The 17771-nt window shown below is 71.4% G+C and carries 17 protein-coding genes and 1 pseudogene; 7 read left to right on the top strand and 11 right to left on the bottom strand.

Annotation, left to right across the window (positions count from 1 at the left end; genetic code table 11):
- Positions 1–27: 27 nt before the first annotated feature.
- A complete protein-coding gene (locus tag PUR26_RS05605; protein ID WP_329869779.1) occupies positions 28–669 on the bottom strand; it encodes a Crp/Fnr family transcriptional regulator in 642 nt (213 codons plus the stop codon).
- A 1047-nt stretch (positions 670–1716) separates the two neighbouring features.
- Positions 1717–2139, bottom strand: a complete 423-nt coding sequence (locus tag PUR26_RS05600) for an arsenate reductase ArsC (RefSeq protein WP_329869838.1) — start codon at positions 2137–2139, stop codon at positions 1717–1719.
- A gap of 95 nt (positions 2140–2234) precedes the next feature.
- Here PUR26_RS05600 and PUR26_RS05595 point away from each other — a divergent pair, with 95 nt between their 5' ends.
- From PUR26_RS05595 to PUR26_RS05585, 3 genes are read left to right on the top strand one after another with little or no spacing between them, the layout of a single operon-like run.
- Entirely contained in the window at positions 2235–2543 is a 309-nt protein-coding gene (locus PUR26_RS05595) for an ArsR/SmtB family transcription factor (protein WP_329869777.1), read from the top strand.
- Entirely contained in the window at positions 2540–3655 is a 1116-nt protein-coding gene (arsB, locus tag PUR26_RS05590; RefSeq protein WP_329869775.1) for an ACR3 family arsenite efflux transporter, read from the top strand. Before PUR26_RS05595 ends, arsB begins: the two co-directional genes overlap by 4 nt.
- Positions 3652–4710 carry an ArsO family NAD(P)H-dependent flavin-containing monooxygenase gene (locus tag PUR26_RS05585; protein ID WP_329869773.1) on the top strand — a complete coding sequence of 353 codons (1059 nt, stop codon included), beginning with the start codon at positions 3652–3654 and terminating at the stop codon, positions 4708–4710. The genes arsB and PUR26_RS05585 overlap by 4 nt, the downstream gene beginning before the upstream one ends.
- Here PUR26_RS05585 and PUR26_RS05580 read toward each other — a convergent pair.
- Together PUR26_RS05580 and PUR26_RS05575 are read right to left on the bottom strand one after the other, a co-directional pair.
- Positions 4694–5164, bottom strand: a pseudogene (locus tag PUR26_RS05580) (GNAT family N-acetyltransferase). The gene PUR26_RS05585 and the pseudogene PUR26_RS05580 overlap by 17 nt on opposite strands.
- Positions 5165–5241: 77 nt before the next feature.
- The gene (locus tag PUR26_RS05575) at positions 5242–5616 is read right to left on the bottom strand and encodes an ArsR/SmtB family transcription factor (RefSeq protein ID WP_329869771.1); all 375 of its coding nucleotides are present in this window, start codon (positions 5614–5616) and stop codon (positions 5242–5244) included.
- A gap of 318 nt (positions 5617–5934) precedes the next feature.
- Between PUR26_RS05575 and PUR26_RS05570 the strand changes: the two genes are divergently transcribed.
- From PUR26_RS05570 to PUR26_RS05560, 3 genes are all read left to right on the top strand, one after another.
- The gene (locus PUR26_RS05570; RefSeq protein WP_329869770.1) at positions 5935–7338 is read left to right on the top strand and encodes an FAD-dependent oxidoreductase; all 1404 of its coding nucleotides are present in this window, start codon (positions 5935–5937) and stop codon (positions 7336–7338) included.
- 324 nt (positions 7339–7662) lie between these two features.
- The gene (locus PUR26_RS05565) at positions 7663–7827 is read left to right on the top strand and encodes a hypothetical protein (RefSeq protein ID WP_329869769.1); all 165 of its coding nucleotides are present in this window, start codon (positions 7663–7665) and stop codon (positions 7825–7827) included.
- A gap of 70 nt (positions 7828–7897) precedes the next feature.
- Positions 7898–8524, top strand: coding sequence for an SMI1/KNR4 family protein (locus tag PUR26_RS05560; RefSeq protein WP_329869767.1), 627 nt, complete (start codon positions 7898–7900; stop codon positions 8522–8524).
- 194 nt (positions 8525–8718) lie between these two features.
- On the opposite strand, the gene PUR26_RS05555 is transcribed toward PUR26_RS05560, so the two are convergent.
- Positions 8719–9168, bottom strand: a complete 450-nt coding sequence (locus PUR26_RS05555; RefSeq protein WP_329869765.1) for a VOC family protein — start codon at positions 9166–9168, stop codon at positions 8719–8721.
- A gap of 76 nt (positions 9169–9244) precedes the next feature.
- On the opposite strand from PUR26_RS05555, the gene PUR26_RS05550 reads away from it, so the two are divergent.
- Complete coding sequence (locus PUR26_RS05550) at positions 9245–9847, top strand: TetR/AcrR family transcriptional regulator (RefSeq protein WP_329869763.1); 603 nt, start codon at positions 9245–9247, stop codon at positions 9845–9847.
- A gap of 414 nt (positions 9848–10261) precedes the next feature.
- On the opposite strand, the gene PUR26_RS05545 is transcribed toward PUR26_RS05550, so the two are convergent.
- From PUR26_RS05545 to PUR26_RS05520, 6 genes are all read right to left on the bottom strand, one after another.
- On the bottom strand, positions 10262–11425 hold the full coding sequence (locus PUR26_RS05545; protein ID WP_329869761.1) for a S8 family peptidase: 1164 nt from the start codon (positions 11423–11425) through the stop codon (positions 10262–10264).
- A gap of 1044 nt (positions 11426–12469) precedes the next feature.
- Positions 12470–12898 (bottom strand): pyridoxamine 5'-phosphate oxidase family protein, encoded by a 429-nt coding sequence (locus tag PUR26_RS05540; RefSeq protein ID WP_329869760.1) that lies wholly within the window; start codon positions 12896–12898, stop codon positions 12470–12472.
- 42 nt (positions 12899–12940) lie between these two features.
- Positions 12941–14446 (bottom strand): MFS transporter, encoded by a 1506-nt coding sequence (locus PUR26_RS05535; protein ID WP_329869758.1) that lies wholly within the window; start codon positions 14444–14446, stop codon positions 12941–12943.
- Between the two features lie 86 nt (positions 14447–14532).
- Positions 14533–15021, bottom strand: coding sequence for a MarR family winged helix-turn-helix transcriptional regulator (locus PUR26_RS05530; protein ID WP_329869756.1), 489 nt, complete (start codon positions 15019–15021; stop codon positions 14533–14535).
- 397 nt (positions 15022–15418) lie between these two features.
- Positions 15419–16309: a hypothetical protein gene (locus PUR26_RS05525; protein WP_329869754.1), complete on the bottom strand. Its 891-nt coding sequence runs from the start codon at positions 16307–16309 to the stop codon at positions 15419–15421.
- A gap of 462 nt (positions 16310–16771) precedes the next feature.
- Positions 16772–17572, bottom strand: a complete 801-nt coding sequence (locus PUR26_RS05520; RefSeq protein WP_329869752.1) for an SDR family NAD(P)-dependent oxidoreductase — start codon at positions 17570–17572, stop codon at positions 16772–16774.
- Positions 17573–17771 lie beyond the last annotated feature (199 nt).

Genomic DNA, 17771 nt, shown 5'->3' with positions numbered 1-17771 from the left:
TGTGGCCCGGGTCACAGGTCGCCGCTCTCAGTCGGCCGCCGCCCAGCGCTGCAGGGCCTCCACGTCCCTGATGACGATCACCCGCCGCGCCGTTTCGACCAGCCCGACGGCCCGCAGCTGCCCCAACCCGCTGATGACCGCATTGCGTGTGACGCCGATCGCCTGCGCGACCTCTTCCTGGTTCAGCCCCGTCAGCCGAACGGCGTTGCTCTGTGCCATCTGATCCGTGAGCACGGCCAGCCTCAGCAACGTGCGTGCCAGCCGTACGACCAAAGGCAACGTCTGCAGTTCGGCTCGGTGTATGTCTGACTCGCGCATCCTGGCGAGTGCCTGGCGCATCAGATGGATGACCAGTCCGCGCTCCTCGACGAACCGCACGAAGCGCTCGGCATCCAGGACGACCGCAACACAGGGCGTCAAGGCGACAACATCTGCCGTGCGTGACGTGCCGTTGAAGACCGATACCTCTCCGAGGAGGTCCCTCGGCCCTCGGAACGCGAGCCAGGTCTTGGCACCGTTCGGCTCGCGGCACACCACTTTGGCCAACCCGGAGGTGAGGGCCAGGCGGTGTGTCCCGGGAGAACCTTGCCGCAGCATCACGCTGCGCTCCGGAAACATCCTGGTCACGCCTTGGCTGCGCAGGTCGCGCCAGACTTCATCAGACAGCACGTGTCACCTTCCCATCACGCCCACAACGGTGCACATCGGACCCACGAGTTGTACGTCGATAATGCGGGCGGCATCGACGATCAGGTGACGTTGGCCGAAAGCGATCGTGGCGGTCCAGCTCAGCTCGCTGCTCGGCCGCGAGCACCGGCACCTGCTCTTGGTAAAGGCCGAAAACGGCCCGCCGTCGTCCATCGGCGACCCGCTGTCCTTCTCGAGAGGGAGCTTCGGCCGTGCGCCGAATCTCCCCACATCAAGCCTGGCACCACAGTGCCGGCGCGGCGGCCAGGCAAGTCTGTTCCTGACGGACCGCCGGTGGCGCCGGACGACGACTGGGGCCCTGATCGATCGCTCAGCAGTTGTCTGCAGGTGAGGATCCAAGAGAGTCGCATGGGCGTGCCGGCACCGCACGACGCCAATGCGCGGAAGGTGCTGGTGGCCCAGCGCAGCCGAGACACGGGCCGGAGCTCGCCTTGAGGCGCGCCCTGCCCGCATGGGGCTTCCGACAGCGTGAACCTGCCCAGCCCTGGGGTGCCGCGGCGCCGTGCCGACGTCACCTTCGCCAGGTGGCGGACCGCAGTGTTCGTCCAAGGCTGTTCCTGGCAACGTGTGCCAGAAACACCTACACGCCCCGACTGCGCTGGTGAACGTCGCACTCTCACTGCTCGCCGCTGGCACCCGCGTCGCACTGGCCTCGCTTCGCACGCCTCCGCGAAGACACACGCCATCTCCGTCTCGGCTGGTTCGGAGAAGCGGTGAAAGCCCATCGCGGCCTTCTGTTGTCCCCACTGTCCCCACAGGAACGGAGCATCGGCGATGTGATAAGCGTCAGGGTCGGCGACTCCGTCATCGGCCGGCCCATCGCCCCGGGCCGGGGCCGGCTGCATCTCGGCGACGGCAAGCCAGTGGCTGTGACCGTGCCGGGGTGATGCCGTGGCTTCGCCTGCTCGGCTCCGCCTCGGCCGGGGCTTCAGCTGGGCGCGAGCGGTGTAGGGGCGACGGTGCATCCGTCAGGGCCGGAGCCGATGGTGACCACCTCGCGCATCTCGCTCACGCCGTCACCTCCGGCTTCTCCGGCGCGATCTCGGCGATCAGGCCCTCGACCAGGGTCCTGATCTCGTCGCGGATCGGACGGACGGCTTCGACGCCCTGTCCGGCCGGGTCCTCCAGCTGCCAGTCCAGGTAGCGCTTGCCGGGGAAGACGGGGCAGGTGTCGCCGCAGCCCATGGTGATGCAGACGTCCGACTCGCGGACCGCGTCGACAGTGAGGATCTTCGGCGTCTCGGCGGAGATGTCGATGCCGACCTCGGCCATGGCCTCCACGGCGGCCGGGTTGACGGCCGGACCCGGGTTGGAGCCGGCGGAGCGGACCTCGACGCGGTCACCGGCCAGATGGGCCAGCCACGCGGCGGCCATCTGGGAGCGGCCGGCGTTGTGGACACAGACGAACAGGACGGACGGCTTGTCGGCCATGGTGATCGTTCTCTCCCGTCGCATGGCGGAACCCAGCCGCCAATGACTTCAGCCCCCGCTGGTATCAGCGGACGACGATGTGACAGTATCAGCGCATGCTGACTTCAGTCGATCCTGATGTGATCCGGGTGCTGGGCGATCCTCTTCGCCTCAAGATCGTGACCCTGCTGGCACGCGAGACGCTGTGCACGACGCACCTGGTCGAGGAGACCGGAGCCAAGCAGACCAACCTGTCCAACCACATGAAGGTGCTGCGCGAGGCCGGGGTCGTGGAGACCGAGCCGTGCGGCCGCTTCACCTATTACAAGCTGAAGCCCGAGGTCCTGGCCGGGCTGTCCGAGCAGTTCGCCGCGCTGGCCGACTCCGCTCGTACCGCTTCCGAGAACAAGAGGGCCTGCCCGTGACCTCCACCGAGCCCACCACCGCCGCAGGCACGTCATCAGCCGGTGGAGACGACTCGATCGTCAAGAAGCTCTCCACCCTCGACCGCTACCTCGCGGTGTGGATCCTGCTCGCCATGGCCGTCGGCCTCGGCCTGGGACGCCTGGTCCCGGGCATGAACGACGCGCTCGCGAAGATCGAGGTCGGCGGGATCTCCCTGCCGATCGCGCTCGGCCTGCTGGTCATGATGTACCCGGTCCTCGCCAAGGTCCGCTACGACAAGCTCGACCGCGTCACCAGCGACCGCAAGCTGCTGATCTCTTCGCTGGTCATCAACTGGATCGTCGGACCGGCGGTGATGTTCGCGCTGGCCTGGATCTTCCTGTCGGACCTGCCCGAGTACCGCACCGGTCTGATCATCGTCGGGCTCGCGCGTTGCATCGCCATGGTCATCATCTGGAACGACCTCGCCTGCGGCGACCGTGAGGCCGCAGCCGTCCTGGTCGCGCTGAACTCGGTGTTCCAGGTCCTGGCGTTCGGCCTGCTGGGCTGGTTCTACCTCGACCTGCTGCCGCGCTGGATGAACCTCGGCGACGGCCAGGGCCTGGACGTGTCCGTCTGGCACATCGCGCTGAACGTCGTCATCTTCCTCGGCATCCCGCTGCTGGCCGGGTTCCTCACCCGCCGCATCGGCGAGCGGAAGATGGGACGCGGAAACTACGAGGCGACGTTCCTGCCGAAAATCGGCCCGTGGGCCCTGTACGGGCTGCTGTTCACGATCGTCGTCCTCTTCGCCCTCCAAGGAGGGACGATCACCTCCCAGCCGCTGGACGTGGCCCGGATCGCGCTGCCGCTGCTGGTCTACTTCGCGGTCATGTTCTTCGGCACCTTCCTCCTCGGCAAGAGCCTCGGCCTCGCCTACGACCGCACCACGACCCTCGCCTTCACCGCGGCCGGCAACAACTTCGAGCTGGCCATCGCGGTCGCCATCGCCACCTTCGGCGTCACCTCCGGCCAGGCCCTGTCCGGCGTCGTCGGCCCGCTCATCGAAGTCCCCGTGCTGATCGGCCTGGTCCACGTCGCGCTCGCCCGGCGCCGGAAGTTCGCCGCCGACGCGGTGACGACGGCCCCGTGACGCAGCACACGGATGTGGTGGTGGTCGGCGGCGGACAGGCAGGGCTCGCCGCCGGCTACCACCTGCGCCGCCAGGGCCTCGACCACGTGATCCTTGACGCCGAGGCGGCGCCGGGCGGGTCCTGGCAGCACATGTGGGACTCCCTGCACCTGTTCTCCCCGGCCGAGCACTCCTCCCTGCCCGGACGGCTCATGCCCGCCCAAGCGGGCGAGACCTACCCGGATGCCGGGCACGTAGTGGACTACCTCGCCGACTACGAGAAGCGCTACGGCCTGCCCGTCCGGCACGACACCCACGTGGACGCCGTACGCCGCGCCGCAGGCCGGCTCCTGGTCGAGACGGACACCGGCACCTGGCGGGCCCGGGCGGTCATCAGCTCCACCGGCAGATGGTCCCGGCCCTTCCTCCCCGCCGTCCCCGGTCGCGGTCTCTTCACCGGACGGCAGTCGCACACCGTGAACTACCGCTCCCCCGCCCAGTTCGCCGGACAGCGCGTCATCGTGGTCGGCGGCGGCAACTCCGGCGCCCAGATCGCCGCCGACCTCGCCCTGGACGGACGGGTCGAGGTGACGTGGGTGACCCAGCGGCCGCCGCGGTTCCTCGCCGACGACATCGACGGCCGCGCCCTGTTCGACGTCGCCACCGCCCGCCGCCGCGCCCTCGACATCGGCCGCGACGACCCCGGTGGGGTGGCCTCGCTCGGCGACATCGTCGCCGTGCCGCCCGTCCGCGCCGCCCGCGACGCCGGGCTCCTGACCGCGAAGCCGATGTTCGCCCGGCTCGCCGCCGACGGCGCCCAGTGGGACGACGGCAGCCGGAGCGGTGCGGACGCGGTGATCTGGTGCACCGGCTTCCGCCCGGCCCTGACCCACCTCGCCCCGCTGAACCTGCGCGGCCCGCGCGGTCTCATCCCCACCGACGGCACCCGCGCCCTCGGCGAGCCGCGGCTGCACCTGCTCGGCTACGGCGACTGGACCGGCCCGGCGTCGGCCACCCTCATCGGCGTCGGGCGCACCGCCCGTGACGCCGTACGCGAGATCACACAGCTGAGCTGACGATCAGGTGACGCGCGCTGCGGCGCTCGACGAGGAGGACGTCGCGCCGGACGCCGTGATGGCGCCCGACCTGCTCCCGCGTGCCGGTGCCCCGGAAGCCGGCCCGGTGGTGACGGCGAGGCCGACGGTGCTCTCGGGAGAGTTCCCGGACCGGATGGTCCAGATCACGGCCCGCTCGGTGGAGTCGATCAGCGCCTGGAAGAGGGCGGAGGCGATGCCGCGGGGGCGGGGTGGACGTAGCCGGAGTGCTCGGCCACGCCGGCGTACGCGCACCGGTCGGAGTCCCGGGCTCGCCGCGACCCACCCCCGTACCGCCCCGTTCTCGTCGCGGGCGGCGAAGCGGGGCTCGGGCAGCTTCGAATCGTCGAACACCTCCCGGCCAGGACGGTGGGCCGGTCTCGAAGCCGGCGCTGCCCTCGCCGATGCCCGCCTGGTGGATCGCCGGCACCTGCACGGTGGCTCCACCGCCGGCGGCACGACCACCGCACTCAGCGCCCGCTCACCGCTTCTCCCCTTCCGCCCGTCCGGTCGTCACGCGGAGGCGGGCGTGACCAGCAGCTTTCCCATGGCGGCGAGCACCGACGGCTCGACCCGGTAGTACACCCAGGTGCCGCGCCGCTCGGAGGTGAGCAGCCCGGCCTCCTTCAGCTTCTTCAGGTGGTGGGAGACGGTGGGCTGGGATACGCCGACGTCGGAGATGTCGCACACGCACGCCTCGCCACCATCGTGCGAGGCCACCGCGGAAAAAAGCCTCAGCCGAACCGGGTCGCCCAGCGCCTTGAACATCCGCGCCGCGCTCTCGGCCTCCTCGGCGGTCATCGGGCGCTCGGTCAGCGGCGGGCAGCACGGCGCCACACCCTGACCGTCGGTGGACTCGAGCAGCGGCAGCACCTTCACATTCGACATGCGTCTATGTTGACACACGTCGAACCAGAGCGGGGAGGCGCCGCCTGGCCGCTCCCCTCGCCCGCCGGTGACGGTCGTAGTCGCGCGGCCCGACCCGGCCGCGCGATGGAACACCTCCAGCCCCCCGGCCGCAACCCGTACCGCGGTGGCGCGTGGGCGGTACGAGGCCGGACTGGCCGCCGCCGAGCACGGCGACGCCGATGTGTTCCATCAGCGAACCCTGAATTCGATGAATGTCTATGTTGACGCTTGTCGATACAGGTGCCATGCTGGGCCGCGCAAGCCATCGACAGATGTCGAATCACGCAAGGAGTCGCCGTGAACGCGCCCGCCACCACCGAGTCGCCCGTCCTCGTGATCGGGGCCGGGCCCGCCGGCCTGGCCGCCGCCGCCCACCTGCTCGGCCAGGACATCGAACCCCTGGTCCTGGAAGCCGGCCCTGTTGCCGGCGCGGCGGTGCGCGAGTGGTCGCACGTGCGCCTGTTCTCGACCTGGGGCGAGGTTGTCGACCCGGCCGCCGAGAAGCTGCTGGCCCCCACCGGCTGGACGCGGCCCGACCCGGCCACCTACCCGTCCGGCGGCGACTGGGCCGACCTCTACCTGCAGCCGCTCGCCGACGTCCTCGGCGACCGCGTCCGCCTCGGCGCCACGGTCACCGGCGTCTCGCGCACCGGCCGGGACCGCATCGTGGACGCCGACCGGGAGCAGCAGCCGTTCGTCGTGCACGTCGCTTACGCCGACGGCCGTGAGGAGCGCGTCTTCGCCCGCGCCGTCATCGACGCCTCCGGCACCTGGGCAACGCCCAGCCCGGCCGGTGGCAGCGGCCTTGCCGCGCTCGGCGAGAAGGCCGCCGCGGACCGGATCACCTACCGCGTCCCGGACCTGAAGGACCCGGCCGTCCGCACCCGGTACGCCGGCAGGCGCACCGCCGTGATCGGCTCCGGCGCCTCCGCCTTCACCGCTCTCGCCCACCTCGCCGACCTCGCCGGGTCCGAGGACGGCGGGGGCACGAAGGGCGTGTGGATCCTGCGCCGGGGCATCTCGGGCTCGACCTTCGGCGGTGGCGAGGCCGACCAGCTCCCGGCGCGCGGAGCGTTGGGCCTGGCGGCGAAGGCGGCCGTCGACGAGGGCCACGCGGACGCGGTCACCGGCTTCCGTACCGAGGCGATCGAGCGCGACACCGACGGCCGCCTGGTCCTGGTCGGCGAGGACGGACGCCGCCTGGACCCGGTGGACGAGGTCATCGTGCTGACCGGTTTCCGCCCCGACCTCACCTTCCTGGACGAGCTGCGCCTGGGCCTGGACGAGCGCCTCCAGGCACCCGTCGAGCTGGCGCCGCTGATCGACCCGAACCAGCACTCCTGCGGCACCGTCTACCCGCACGGCCACCGCGAGCTCTCCCACCCCGAGCAGGGCGTGTACCTGGTCGGCATGAAGTCCTACGGCCGCGCGCCGACGTTCCTGGCGATGACCGGCTACGAGCAGGTGCGGTCCGTGGCCGCCGCGATCGCCGGCGACCTCGACTCCGCCGACCGGGTGGAACTCACCCTGCCCGAGACCGGAGTCTGCGGCGGCGCGGGACTGTTCGACGCGCCCGACGCCCAGCAGGCCGACGGTGGCGGCTGCTGCGCGCCCGCGCCGCAGCTCGTCCAGCTCGGCGCCCCCGCCGCGGTCGGGGCGGCTGCCGAGCAGACCCCGGCGGGCGGCTGCTGCGGCTCGTGACCGACCTGGACCCTCCCCCCGCGCGGGGCCGCGACCGGAACAGGGGACCGGTCGCGGCCCCGCGCCGCCCTGCCCGCCCTCTGCGCGAGACCGCGGCCCTCGCCGGCCATCTGTCCTGGCGCCACACCTGCCTCGTGCTCGCCGGGGTACCGCTGTCGCCAGGATCCTGGCGGACCGGGAGGTGTTCGTACCTGCGCGCGTCACGGCAGCGAGCCTTCGGCGGTCGAACGTCAGGGCGGCTCATATGAAGGACGGACGGCCGCCGCCTGGGCCGCACGGTCCGCCCGCGCCGTCACTCGCCCGGACAACAGGACCGGCCCCAGCATGAACAGTGGCGCACAACCGGCCACACCCCCTCACCGCCGGGGCAGGCTCCCCGCCGACCTGCGCACCAGCTTCAGGGAGTCGGCCCGGACCAGCTCCGGCGAGCACCGCCGACAGGCCGAGCTGCGCGGCCCGCAGGGCGGAACCGCCGTGCCCGGCCGGTGAAGACGAGTTCGTACTCCGTTCCCACGTCGCGGCAGAGTCTCGACGGGTCGCTCGGTCTCATCTCACCCGTATGACGACCGACTGGACAGCGGAAGCACAACGCGTTGCCCGGGGGCGGCGCTTTGACGAGTGCGGCTCTCCCCCCTCGCGGCAGGGTGCCTGCCCGGCGGCGCCGCTGTCCGAGGCGGAGATCTGCGAAGCGGAGGCGGAGCTGGGCATCGCGTTCCCGGACCAGTACCGCGCGTACTTGCTCCGGCAGGACGCCGGCGACGCGGTGAAGCGTCTGTGCCGATGCGCCGCAGGCTGGGGCTGGCACGGGGACGCGGACACCAACTACGACCTGCTCACCACCGCCTTCCCGCATCCCGACTCCTACCGTGCCTCCGAGGACGAGCTGATCGCGCGCGAGCCGGTACCGGAGGACTTCCCGGACCACACTGCCTACCGGGCGGCGTGGGAGCAGTGGGACGCCGAGTACGAGGTGTTCCAGGAGCGCAAGACGTCTGGAGCCGTATTCATCCAGGGAAACGGCTGCGGCTTCTCGACCCTGCTCGTTGTCACCGGTCCCTACCACGGCTCACTGTGGCTCGACGGCCGGGCCACCTGCGACCGGATCCTGCCTCTGCACCTGGATGATCAGCCCGTGTCCTTCACGGACTGGCTCGCGCGGAGGTCCATGGACCTGGTCGACTGGTGAACGCCGCCGGGCCGACCTTCCTCTCGGACGGTGGCGGCAGCCCGGCAACAGAAATCCCGGACCCGCCCGCCGATCAGGACTCTCAGCCGGGCCAGTCGCGGGGCAGGTCGTCAGACCTGCGCTTTGCGGCCCCGCGGGGCAGAGCCCTGGGCCGCGAGCCGCCCCTGCCGTTGATGTCCGGCCCGTCCCCGGGATCAGACGTGGGTGTACTGGGCGGCGAACTCCTCGCTGGGCGGGACGACGGTGATGACGTCGATCAGTACCCCGTCGGGGGCGGCGACGATGAAGTGGCGCTGGCCGAACTCCTCCGTACGCAGGGACAGCACCTCGGGCAGGCCCGCCTGTGCCACGAGCCGCTGGTGCTCAAAGTCCACGTCGTCCACCTCGAAGTTCAGCAGCAGGCCGCCCCGGAGCGCATCCCGGTGGCCGTCGGGGATCGTCGGGTGGGCGTGGTCGAGAAGGGCCAGCTCGTACTGCGGGGCGTCGGGGCGGCGCAGACTGACGTACCAGTCCGCCTCGAAGGTCACCTCGAACCCGAGGTGGCGGGTGTAGAAGTCACGGGAGGCGGCCACGTCCCGGGTGGCGAGCACCGGGTAGAAGCCGCCGAGTCCGGGCGCGGGGGTGGTCGTGGGTCCGTTCGTCATGACAGCGGTCCTCCAGCTCCGTTTCGCATACCTTAGGTATGCGAATATCGGCGCTAGCATACCCCCGGTACGCGAAATGGAAAGGGCGGTGCGGGTGATGGCGGTCAACCGGGCGGAGCAGCGGGCGGCCACGCGGCGAGCGCTGCTGGCCGAAGGGCGGCGACGGTTCGCCGCGGACGGGTACCACCACGTGGTCCTGGCCGAAGTGGCGCGGGCCGCCGGGGTCACCAAAGGGGCCGCCTACCACCACTTCGACAGCAAGGCGGGGCTCTTCCGGGCCGTCGTCTCCGAGGTCCAGCAGGAACTGGGCGAGCGGGTCGCGGCCGCGGCCGAGCGGTACGAGGACCTCTGGGAGCAGCTCCGGGCCGGCTGCCGGGCGTTCCTGGCCGCGGGGACGGATCCGGTGGTGCGGCGGATCCTGCTGGTGGACGCGCCTACCGTGCTGGGCTGGGACGAGTGGCGGACCCTGGACGAGGAGTCCTCCGCGAGGCACCTCTCAGAGGCCCTGGCGGCGCTTGCCGAAGCCGGGATCATCGCCGGCCAGCCGGTGGAACCCCTGGCTCGGCTGCTCTCGGGGGCAATGAACGAAGCCGCGCTCTGGATCGCGCGGGGCGGGGATCCGCAGGCTGCGGAGCAGGCGCTCGACCGGCTCCTGACGGGTCTGCGCGTCCCGGCTTGACCTCTTGCACACACGCGTCAGGGCCCTTGCGCGTCGGTGCACGGATGGTGCACGGCCGATGTGACCGCCGGAGCGGTGAGCGGCGGCGTCACGGGAATCCTCCTGCGCCCCCGGCTGCTCCTCCCGCGATACGGATGGCGGGCCCCATGCCTGCCTGGACAGGGGGGACCTGATTCCGGCGTGCGCCGGACGGGGTGCCCGGGACAGGCCCCGGCACCCGTGGGGGGGCCGGCGTCCAGTGGCCGTCGCACCGCGTGGTCGGTCCGCCCGGATCCGCCGGCGGCGGCCGGCCGGCGGCCCGGGACGCCTATGGGTGAGGGGCGGCGCCGGGGCCGGCGATCCGGGCCGGCATCCGGGCGGCGGCCTTCATGCCCGGGTGCGGCGGCAGCTGGCGGATGCGAGGGACGGTCTGTTTCAGGCGGTGGCCCGTTGCCTCTTGCGGAGCGCCAGCAGCAGGCCCACGACGACGAACAGCAGGCCACCGCCCGCTGCACCGAGACCGATGTTGAGGAGGTCTCGCTCGATCGGCGGGTGGCTGATCCTGCTGGTTCCCGTGGGGGACGCGAAGTGCTCCTTTCCGCCCTGGTAGGGCTTCGGGGCGGTGTCGACGCGGGGCGGGTCGGCGGCTTCGCGGACCGCGGCAGCGGCATCGATCCGTCCGGCGCCGACGAGCGGGTCGTGGCCGCCTTCGGGTGCGTGTGCCGTGCGCATGAGGATCGCGCGGGTCTGGGCCGGTGTCAGGTCCGGGTTCTCGGCGAGCATGAGCGCGGTCACGCCGGCGGCCAGCGCGGTGGCCGGCGAGGTGCCGCTGACCTTGTGGTAGCCACCCGACTTGCGGGCGCTGGTGATGTCCACACCGGGCGCGGCGATGGTGTTGTGCGTGCGTACGGTGCTGAACCCGGCGCGACTGCCACCGGGCTGCGTCGCGGCGACGGAGATCACCGTCGGGTACCCGGCGGGGAAGTTGCCGTCGTTCAGTTCGTCACCGCTGTTGCCGGCCGCGGCGAGGACGGTCACGCCCTTGTGCACGGCCCGGGACATGGCGCCCAGTTCACTGCCGTCCAGGTCGGAGAACATGCCGCCGCCGAGGGACAGGGATATCACGTCGGCGCCGTTGGCCACCGCGTAGTCGATGCCCTTGGCGAGCGGACTGACGCCGTCCTTGAGGCGCTCCAGCTTCTCCTCCTCGCTGTCGTCGATGACGCGGGCGGTGATGATCGTCGCCTTGGGGGCGGCCTTGAGGACGCCGGAGACCATGGCGGTGCCGTGCACGCCGTAGTCCTCGTCGCCGGGGCCCAGACCGTCGCTGTTGTAGAAGTCGGGGCCGATCTTCGCGACACGTCCCTTCAGTGCCGGGTGCTCGGGGTCGATGCCGCTGTCCAGCACCGCCACGGTGACGCCCGCGCCCTGGGTGGTCCGATGGGCGGCGGGCAGACCGAGCGCGGCCGACTCCCAGCCGGAGGGGGCGTTCTCGGCGGCCGCGGCGGTCGGGGCACCCCAGGAGAGAGCTGTTCCCAGGAGCGAGGCGAGGGCGGTGCCGGTGACGGCGGTGGTGCGTACGAAGCGGCCGCTGTCCATCGCAGCTCCCCGTTCTGCAGGTTGTTGAAGTGGGAGACGAAGAGCTCGACGAGGTCCTGGGCGTCGGCGTGCCAGGATTCCCGGTCGGTGTCGTTGTCCTCGCCGAACTCACCCGGCAGTTCACCGGCGACGTGGCCGTCCACCGAACCGATGCTGGCTCCGAGGACGTACGGCATGTGCTCCCCGGGAACGGCCATCAGATAGGCGCCGTTGCGGTCCTTCCACCGGGCAGCGGCGGTCCCCGGTACCGCGTACGCGGCGACGGCCCCCTCGGTGGCACGGTTGTCCTGATACACCTCGGCGACCTTCTCCTTCGGCCCCGCGCCGCGCGGCCCCTCGGGGAGCACGACGACGGCGACGGTCGTCACCATGTTGGCGGTGGGGTCGACGTAGGTGGCCCGCAGGACCGCCTTGCAGCCGTTGTCCTGGGCGGCCGCCAGGATGGCGCGGGTCAGGCCCTTGGCGCAGTCGGTCTCCGGTGAGATGCCCAGCCGGTGCCACAGGGCCTTGTCGCGGTCGTACAGACCGCCGTTGTAGCCTCCGCGGCCGCCGATCGTGAGCGGGAAGACCTTGTCGACCCGCTCGTCCCGCCACATCACACTGCCGTACGCGGCATTCGGAAGCTCTTGCCGGGTGTTGCTGTAGGCATGCGCGGTCAGCGCACCGCCGCCAAGGAGCAGCATCGCCCCGAAGACGCCGAGCACGGTGCCGAATACCTTCCGGGCACGGCCACCGCGGGGAGCCTCACCCTGGGGCATCCACTGCGGAGGGCCGGGAGGCGGGCTGCCCGGTGGTGCGAAGGGGGCGGCCGGCAGGGGCTGCTGGGCATACGGATTCGGGCTGCTGGGATGGGGCTGCGACGGGTATGACATCTTCTTCTCTCCCACAGGGCAACAAACGGCGGGAGCGGCCGCGCCCCGGACCACGACATAAGCCGAGCGTCTGTTGGAGTGTCAAATGAGCGTTCTGTGCTGGCATGACGGGCGCTCGGGCTCCCGCTCCCGGAAGCCGTTCACGCCCGGTCCGGGCGCAGGCGCCGCGTGCTCAGTCCTGGGCGGGGATGTCCAGAGCGGTCCCGTACAGACGCGAGACCCGGATCTGGATCGTGACGCGCCGGTCGGGCAGCGGCTGCTCGCCCGGGGCCGCCCCGTCGGCCGGGTCCACGATCTCCGCCTCGCCCTCCGCCACTGCGAACGACCAGATGTCCGGACCGCTGACATGCAGTGAGGTGTGCGGGTCGCGGCGCAGCTGACGGACCTTGAGGCGGTCGGCGGTGGAGGAGACACGCAGTACGCGCTCCTCGGCGTTCCAGTCGTAAAGGACGGTCGACAGGTGCGGGTGGCCGGTGCTCCTGACGCTCGCCAGGACGCCGAACTGCTGCCGGTCCAAGAGCTCGGAGAGTTCCTGGTCGGTGAGCGCCCGGGGAGCCGGGCCGTCGTTCCTGGTGGTGCCGGTGGTGGTGTTCTCGCTCATGAGGGTGAGCCTTTCGGTGGTCGGGGCCGGGGGCGGGACGGATCAGGGGGCGGGTCGGACGGTCGCGGCATGGGCGGAAGCCGGTGTGTCTGCGGCCGGCCGGTGGGCTTCGGGCCGCTCCGGGCGGCGCAGCATCGTGAAGGCGACCGCGAGGGCGGTGACCAGGAGCCCCGCACCCACCGCGAAGGCGAGGCGGTAGCCACCGGTGAGGGCCTCGGCCCGGCTCATGCCGTCCGCCGTGAGGCTTTCGGTGCGGGAGGCCGCCAGGGTGGACAGTACCGCGACGCCCAGTGCCATGCCGATCTGCTGGGTGGTGCCGAACAGGCCGGACGCCAGGCCGGCGTCCCTCTCGCTCGCCCCGGACATGCCGAGTGTGGTCAGTGCGGGGAGCGCGAGGCCGAAGCCGGCGGCCAGCAGCATGACCGGGAGGAGGTCGACGGCGTAACTCGCCCGCACGGGCAGGCGGGTGAGGAGGGCGAGGACACCGATGAGGAGCACGATGCCCGCCAGCAGGACGGTGCGCTCGCCGAAGCGGGCGTTGAGGCGGGCGGAGACCCCGAGGGAGACGGCGCCGATGACGGCGGCTGCCGGGAGCATCGCGAGGCCGGTCCCGGCGGCGCCGTATCCGAGCACCTTCTGGAGGTAGAGGGCGACGAGGATCTGGAAGGAGAAGAGCGCTGCGACCATCAGGATCTGGACCAGGTTGGCAGCGCGGACGTTGCGGGAGCGCAGGATCCGCAGTGGCATGAGCGGGTTCCCCGCGGTGGCCTGGCGGACGAGGAACGCGGCGAGCAGTACGGCGGCGAGGGCGCCGGAGCCGAGGGTGCGGGCCGAGGTCCAGCCGTACTCCTCGGCCTTGACGACGGTGTGGATGCCGAGCATCAGGCCGGCGGTGACCAGGACGGCGCTGAGGGCGTCCGTTCCCGCCTTGAGGCCGGGGCCGCCGTCACCGGGCAGGACGCGTACGGCGATCGCGAGGGTGGCGACGCCGATCGGCAGGTTGATGAAGAAGATCCAGTGCCAGTTGAGCGCGTCGGTGAGTACGCCGCCGAGGACTTGGCCGATGGACGCGCCCGCCGCGCCGGTGAAGCTGAAGACGGCGATGGCCCTGGCGCGTTGGTGAGGCTCGGTGAAGAGCGTCACGAGGATGCCCAGGCTGACGGCGGAGGCCGCCGCGCTGCCGATGCCCTGGAGGAAGCGGGCGGCGATCAGCACGGCGGGCGAGGTGGCCATGCCGGCCAGCAGCGAGGCGGCGGTGAAGACGGCGGTGCCGGCCAGGAACATGCGCTTGCGGCCGATGAGGTCACCGAGCCGGCCGGCCAGCAGGAGCAGGCTGCCGAAGGCGATGAGGTAGGCGTTGACGACCCAGCTGAGCCCGGCGGGGGTGAAGCCCAGGTCGTTCTGCAGGGCCGGCATCGCCACGGTCACGATGGAGCCGTCCAGAACGATCATCAGCGTCCCGGTGGCGATGGCCCCGAGGGCGAGGCGGCGCGAGCGCGGCCCGACGGGAGGAGCGGGCGGCGGCACGGAGGGGGACGTGGCAAGCATGCGGTCTCTCCTGTCAGTCGGGGCGACAGGAAGGACCGTAGCAGATAGTTTTGTTGTAGACGATCTATTTCGGATCGCTTCTTGGGCTACTTCCTCGCCTGACGTGCCCGGCGGGCGGCGCGAGGGGCCTCGACGGGAGTCGCCAGGCCGTTGCCGACCAGGCAATTCAGGGCCCGCAGAAGGGCGTCCCGGTCCGCTTCGGGCAGCGTGTCCAGGGCTTCACGATGCACACGGTCGACGATCTGCTGACTCCGCCCGGCGATGCGCGCGCCCTCCTCGGTGACGGCGATGATCCGGGCCCGCCGGTCCGTACTCGAAGGGCGGCGCTCGGCCAGACCCGCCTTTTCCAGGGCGTCCACCGTCACCACCATCGTGGTCTTGTCCATGTCGCCGATCTCGGCGAGCTGGATCTGCGTGCGCTCCTCCTCCAAGGCGTGAACGAGTACACAGTGCATCCGCGCCGTGAGGCCGATCTCGTCCAGAGCGGCGGACATCTTGCTGCGCAGGACGTGACTGGTGTGGTCGAGGAGGAACGACAGGTCCGGTTCGGTGCGCGCGGGCGTCGTGGCGGTCATGCCCGCCAGCGTAGAGCAAATCGATCCGAGGCGGATTATCCAGAAGGGACCTAATGGCACCCGGGCGGACCGGAACCGGCGAGCAGCACGCCACCGCGTCCCGCGGACCGAGGATGGTCCCCTACACCTCGCTGCTCACCGCGGGATCCCAGGCCGAGCACTCGGGGCCTCTCGTTCGGATCCCGCCGGGCTCGTGTGCCCCGGCGCCGGCGAGGACCGGCTTCTTCTGATCGCCGACAACCGGGGAACGCCGCAGACAAAGAGCCGCGTGGACTGCGCCCGGACCTCCAGCCGCTCGCTGCCGTGTCGTGCCGCCTCTTACCGCTCACGCTCCCGCGAACCCGACGACGGCCGCACCACACACGCCGGGGCACCAGGGCCATGACACTCGCCCCTGTCAGAGCGGCAGGTTGGGGATGACGCAGACAGCCGCGCCCGCCAGCGGGACGAGGCCTACCGCGGTGAGCAGTGCGGTACGCAGGGCGAAGGCGACCGTCAGAGGGCGGCTCGCGCGGGCAGGGTCCTCGGGGTCGTAAACGAGGTCGACGCGGCCGGTGACAGCCTCGCCGGAGAGACCCCAGACGGATACGACCGAGGGGACATCCCGCATCTCCCGGCCCTCGACCGTGGTGAAGGTCAGTTTGGAGAAGATCCAGAGGTGGGCTCCCTTGTCCCAGATGCGTACGAAGCCGTTGGCCTTGCCGACCACGCCCACACCGCGCCGCCGCAGCAGCCACAGTGAGCGCACGCGACGGGCGATCCGCCACACCGCGGCTCCTGCGACCAGACCGAGGAGGCCCGCGACGCTCAGTGAGACCGCGGCCAGGGTGCCCTCCAGCGGGCTGACCCACCCCAGCAGGGACAGCAGCAGCGCGTACCCGGCCGTGTAGAAGCCGACCCGCAGCGCCCGCCGGCCCCCGGGGCCCAGGGCGTACGAGGATGGTGGCTGTGTGTGCGTCCGTATCAGCGCATGGCCGCTCGCGGCGGGCACCGTTGTGGCGAGGGCGGCCGTCAACTGCCCCAGGAACGCCTCCGCGGCGCGGGCGTTGGCGGCGGGCAGGTCCAGCACCCGGCCCAGACCGTGCTGGGCCCGGCCGGGATCCCCGCTGATCTCGACACGGACGGTGCCGCCCGAGCCTGCCGCCGCTGAGGCGATGGCGCGGACAGGCAACGTCCACGTCGTACGCCCGCGGACGACCAGCAAGCGCTGCCCGTCGAAGCGGGCCGTTGTGCCGCCGCCGGTCAGCACCGTCTCCGGAGCGTTGCTCAAGGATCCTCGACTCGACATGGGCGGATCCTACGGACTGGGCGGCCGCACGTCCCAGGTACCGGCCCAAGGGACCGCCCCGACGCCCATGTGACCGCCGCCGCCGACAGCGGACTCCGCCTTGCGACGTACCCTCTCCGCCTCAAGGCAGGCAGGCCGCGCAGCCCGGCACGAGGTCCCCGAGACCGGCACCATGCCTTCTGGCCGGCTCACGTCAACGCGCTGCGACCGGCCGTTCCTCCTGCGATGGCCCGTCGCCCCCGGCCGGCGCGGCGTGATCCGTGACAACCTCGCTGTCGCGTCAGCGGGGCGAGGAGAGATCGGGTCAGGAACCCGTGCCCCCCTCACGACGCGGAGAAGCCACGAGGAGTGAAACGAGTCCCGTCGAAGACACCCGGTTGCCCGGTCCGGGCAGCTCCTCGGCCGGACGAACGGGCCCTGGTACGTCGGGGTCGGCGAATCGCCCAGGTGTCAAGGACCAGGTCAGGCGCCACTCGGCTGGATCATTTTCCGGCCCGCGGTGCCTCCGCCGTCCACGCTGACCGACGCCCCCGTCATATACGGGAAGTCGTCGGACGCGAGCCCGAGCACCGCACGGGCGATCTCCTCCGCATCGGCCATCCGTTCGAGACCCTCGACGTTGAGCGGCCCCCACGCCTGCTTGTACGTGGCCCATGCTGCGTCCGGGATTCCCGGGGGGCGGACGAAGGGGGTATCGGTGGTGCCGGGCAGCAGGGCGTTGAGCCTGATTCCCCTGGGCCCGTACGCGAGCGCTGCGGACTTCACAATTCCCTGCACCGCCCGCTTGCTCGCGGTGTACGCGGCGCCGTTCGGACGTGCCTGTTCCGCCGCTGACGACGAGGTGCAGATGATGACACCGCGCTGTGCCCTGAGCATGTGCGGGATCTCGTACTTGATCGCGAGGAACACACCCCGGGCGTTCGTGGCCTGGACGTCATCCCACTCCTCGACGCTCATCTCATGGGGCAGTTTGCCACTGCCGATGCCGGCGTTGTTGAAGGCCACGTCGATGCCGCCATAACGGCTCGCGACCTGGTCCACGAAGCTGCGCACCTGGGCGTCTACGCGTACATCAGCCTGGATGTACGTGGCTTCGCCACCCGCTTCGCGAATCTCCCGTTCCACCTGGCGCCCCAGCTCGGCTCGCCTGCCACAGAAGCCGACATGGGCTCCCTCCCCGGCGAACGCCTTCGCCGCCGCCCTGCCAATACCCGATGTGGCCCCCGTGATGAGCACCGACTTTCCTCTGAAGCGGCCGGCCATGCGGGACCTGGAGGGGGCGCCGACCGCATGGGCGGCGGTGCCGAGAACCGTGCTCGCCAGGCCCAGGGCGGCAGCGCCACCGAGGAGGGACCGCCGCCCCGGGGCGCCGGACTTCGCGTTTGCGTGGGTACCCGGGTCCGTGTCCGTGTTCGCATTCGTATGCATGGCGATCACACTCGCGGTTGCTCCCGGTCGCGCA

Origin of the sequence: Streptomyces sp. SP18CS02 (genome assembly GCF_036322365.1) — a bacterium.
Lineage (GTDB): Bacteria > Actinomycetota > Actinomycetes > Streptomycetales > Streptomycetaceae > Streptomyces.
Note: the sequence above shows the minus strand (reverse complement) of the source record. Positions and strands in the feature narration are given on the sequence as shown.

Coding starts and splice junctions, on each gene's coding strand:
- PUR26_RS05560 (WP_329869767.1), top strand. CDS start 7,898: ATGACGACCGACTGGACAGCGGAAGCACAACGCGTTGCCCGGGGGCGG.
- PUR26_RS05540 (WP_329869760.1), bottom strand. CDS start 12,898: ATGAGCGAGAACACCACCACCGGCACCACCAGGAACGACGGCCCGGCT.
- PUR26_RS05600 (WP_329869838.1), bottom strand. CDS start 2,139: ATGGCCGACAAGCCGTCCGTCCTGTTCGTCTGTGTCCACAACGCCGGC.
- PUR26_RS05525 (WP_329869754.1), bottom strand. CDS start 16,309: ATGTCGAGTCGAGGATCCTTGAGCAACGCTCCGGAGACGGTGCTGACC.
- PUR26_RS05520 (WP_329869752.1), bottom strand. CDS start 17,572: ATGGCCGGCCGCTTCAGAGGAAAGTCGGTGCTCATCACGGGGGCCACA.
- PUR26_RS05550 (WP_329869763.1), top strand. CDS start 9,245: ATGGAAAGGGCGGTGCGGGTGATGGCGGTCAACCGGGCGGAGCAGCGG.
- PUR26_RS05555 (WP_329869765.1), bottom strand. CDS start 9,168: ATGACGAACGGACCCACGACCACCCCCGCGCCCGGACTCGGCGGCTTC.
- PUR26_RS05535 (WP_329869758.1), bottom strand. CDS start 14,446: ATGCTTGCCACGTCCCCCTCCGTGCCGCCGCCCGCTCCTCCCGTCGGG.
- PUR26_RS05565 (WP_329869769.1), top strand. CDS start 7,663: ATGAACAGTGGCGCACAACCGGCCACACCCCCTCACCGCCGGGGCAGG.
- PUR26_RS05595 (WP_329869777.1), top strand. CDS start 2,235: ATGCTGACTTCAGTCGATCCTGATGTGATCCGGGTGCTGGGCGATCCT.
- PUR26_RS05575 (WP_329869771.1), bottom strand. CDS start 5,616: ATGTCGAATGTGAAGGTGCTGCCGCTGCTCGAGTCCACCGACGGTCAG.
- PUR26_RS05530 (WP_329869756.1), bottom strand. CDS start 15,021: ATGACCGCCACGACGCCCGCGCGCACCGAACCGGACCTGTCGTTCCTC.
- PUR26_RS05545 (WP_329869761.1), bottom strand. CDS start 11,425: ATGGACAGCGGCCGCTTCGTACGCACCACCGCCGTCACCGGCACCGCC.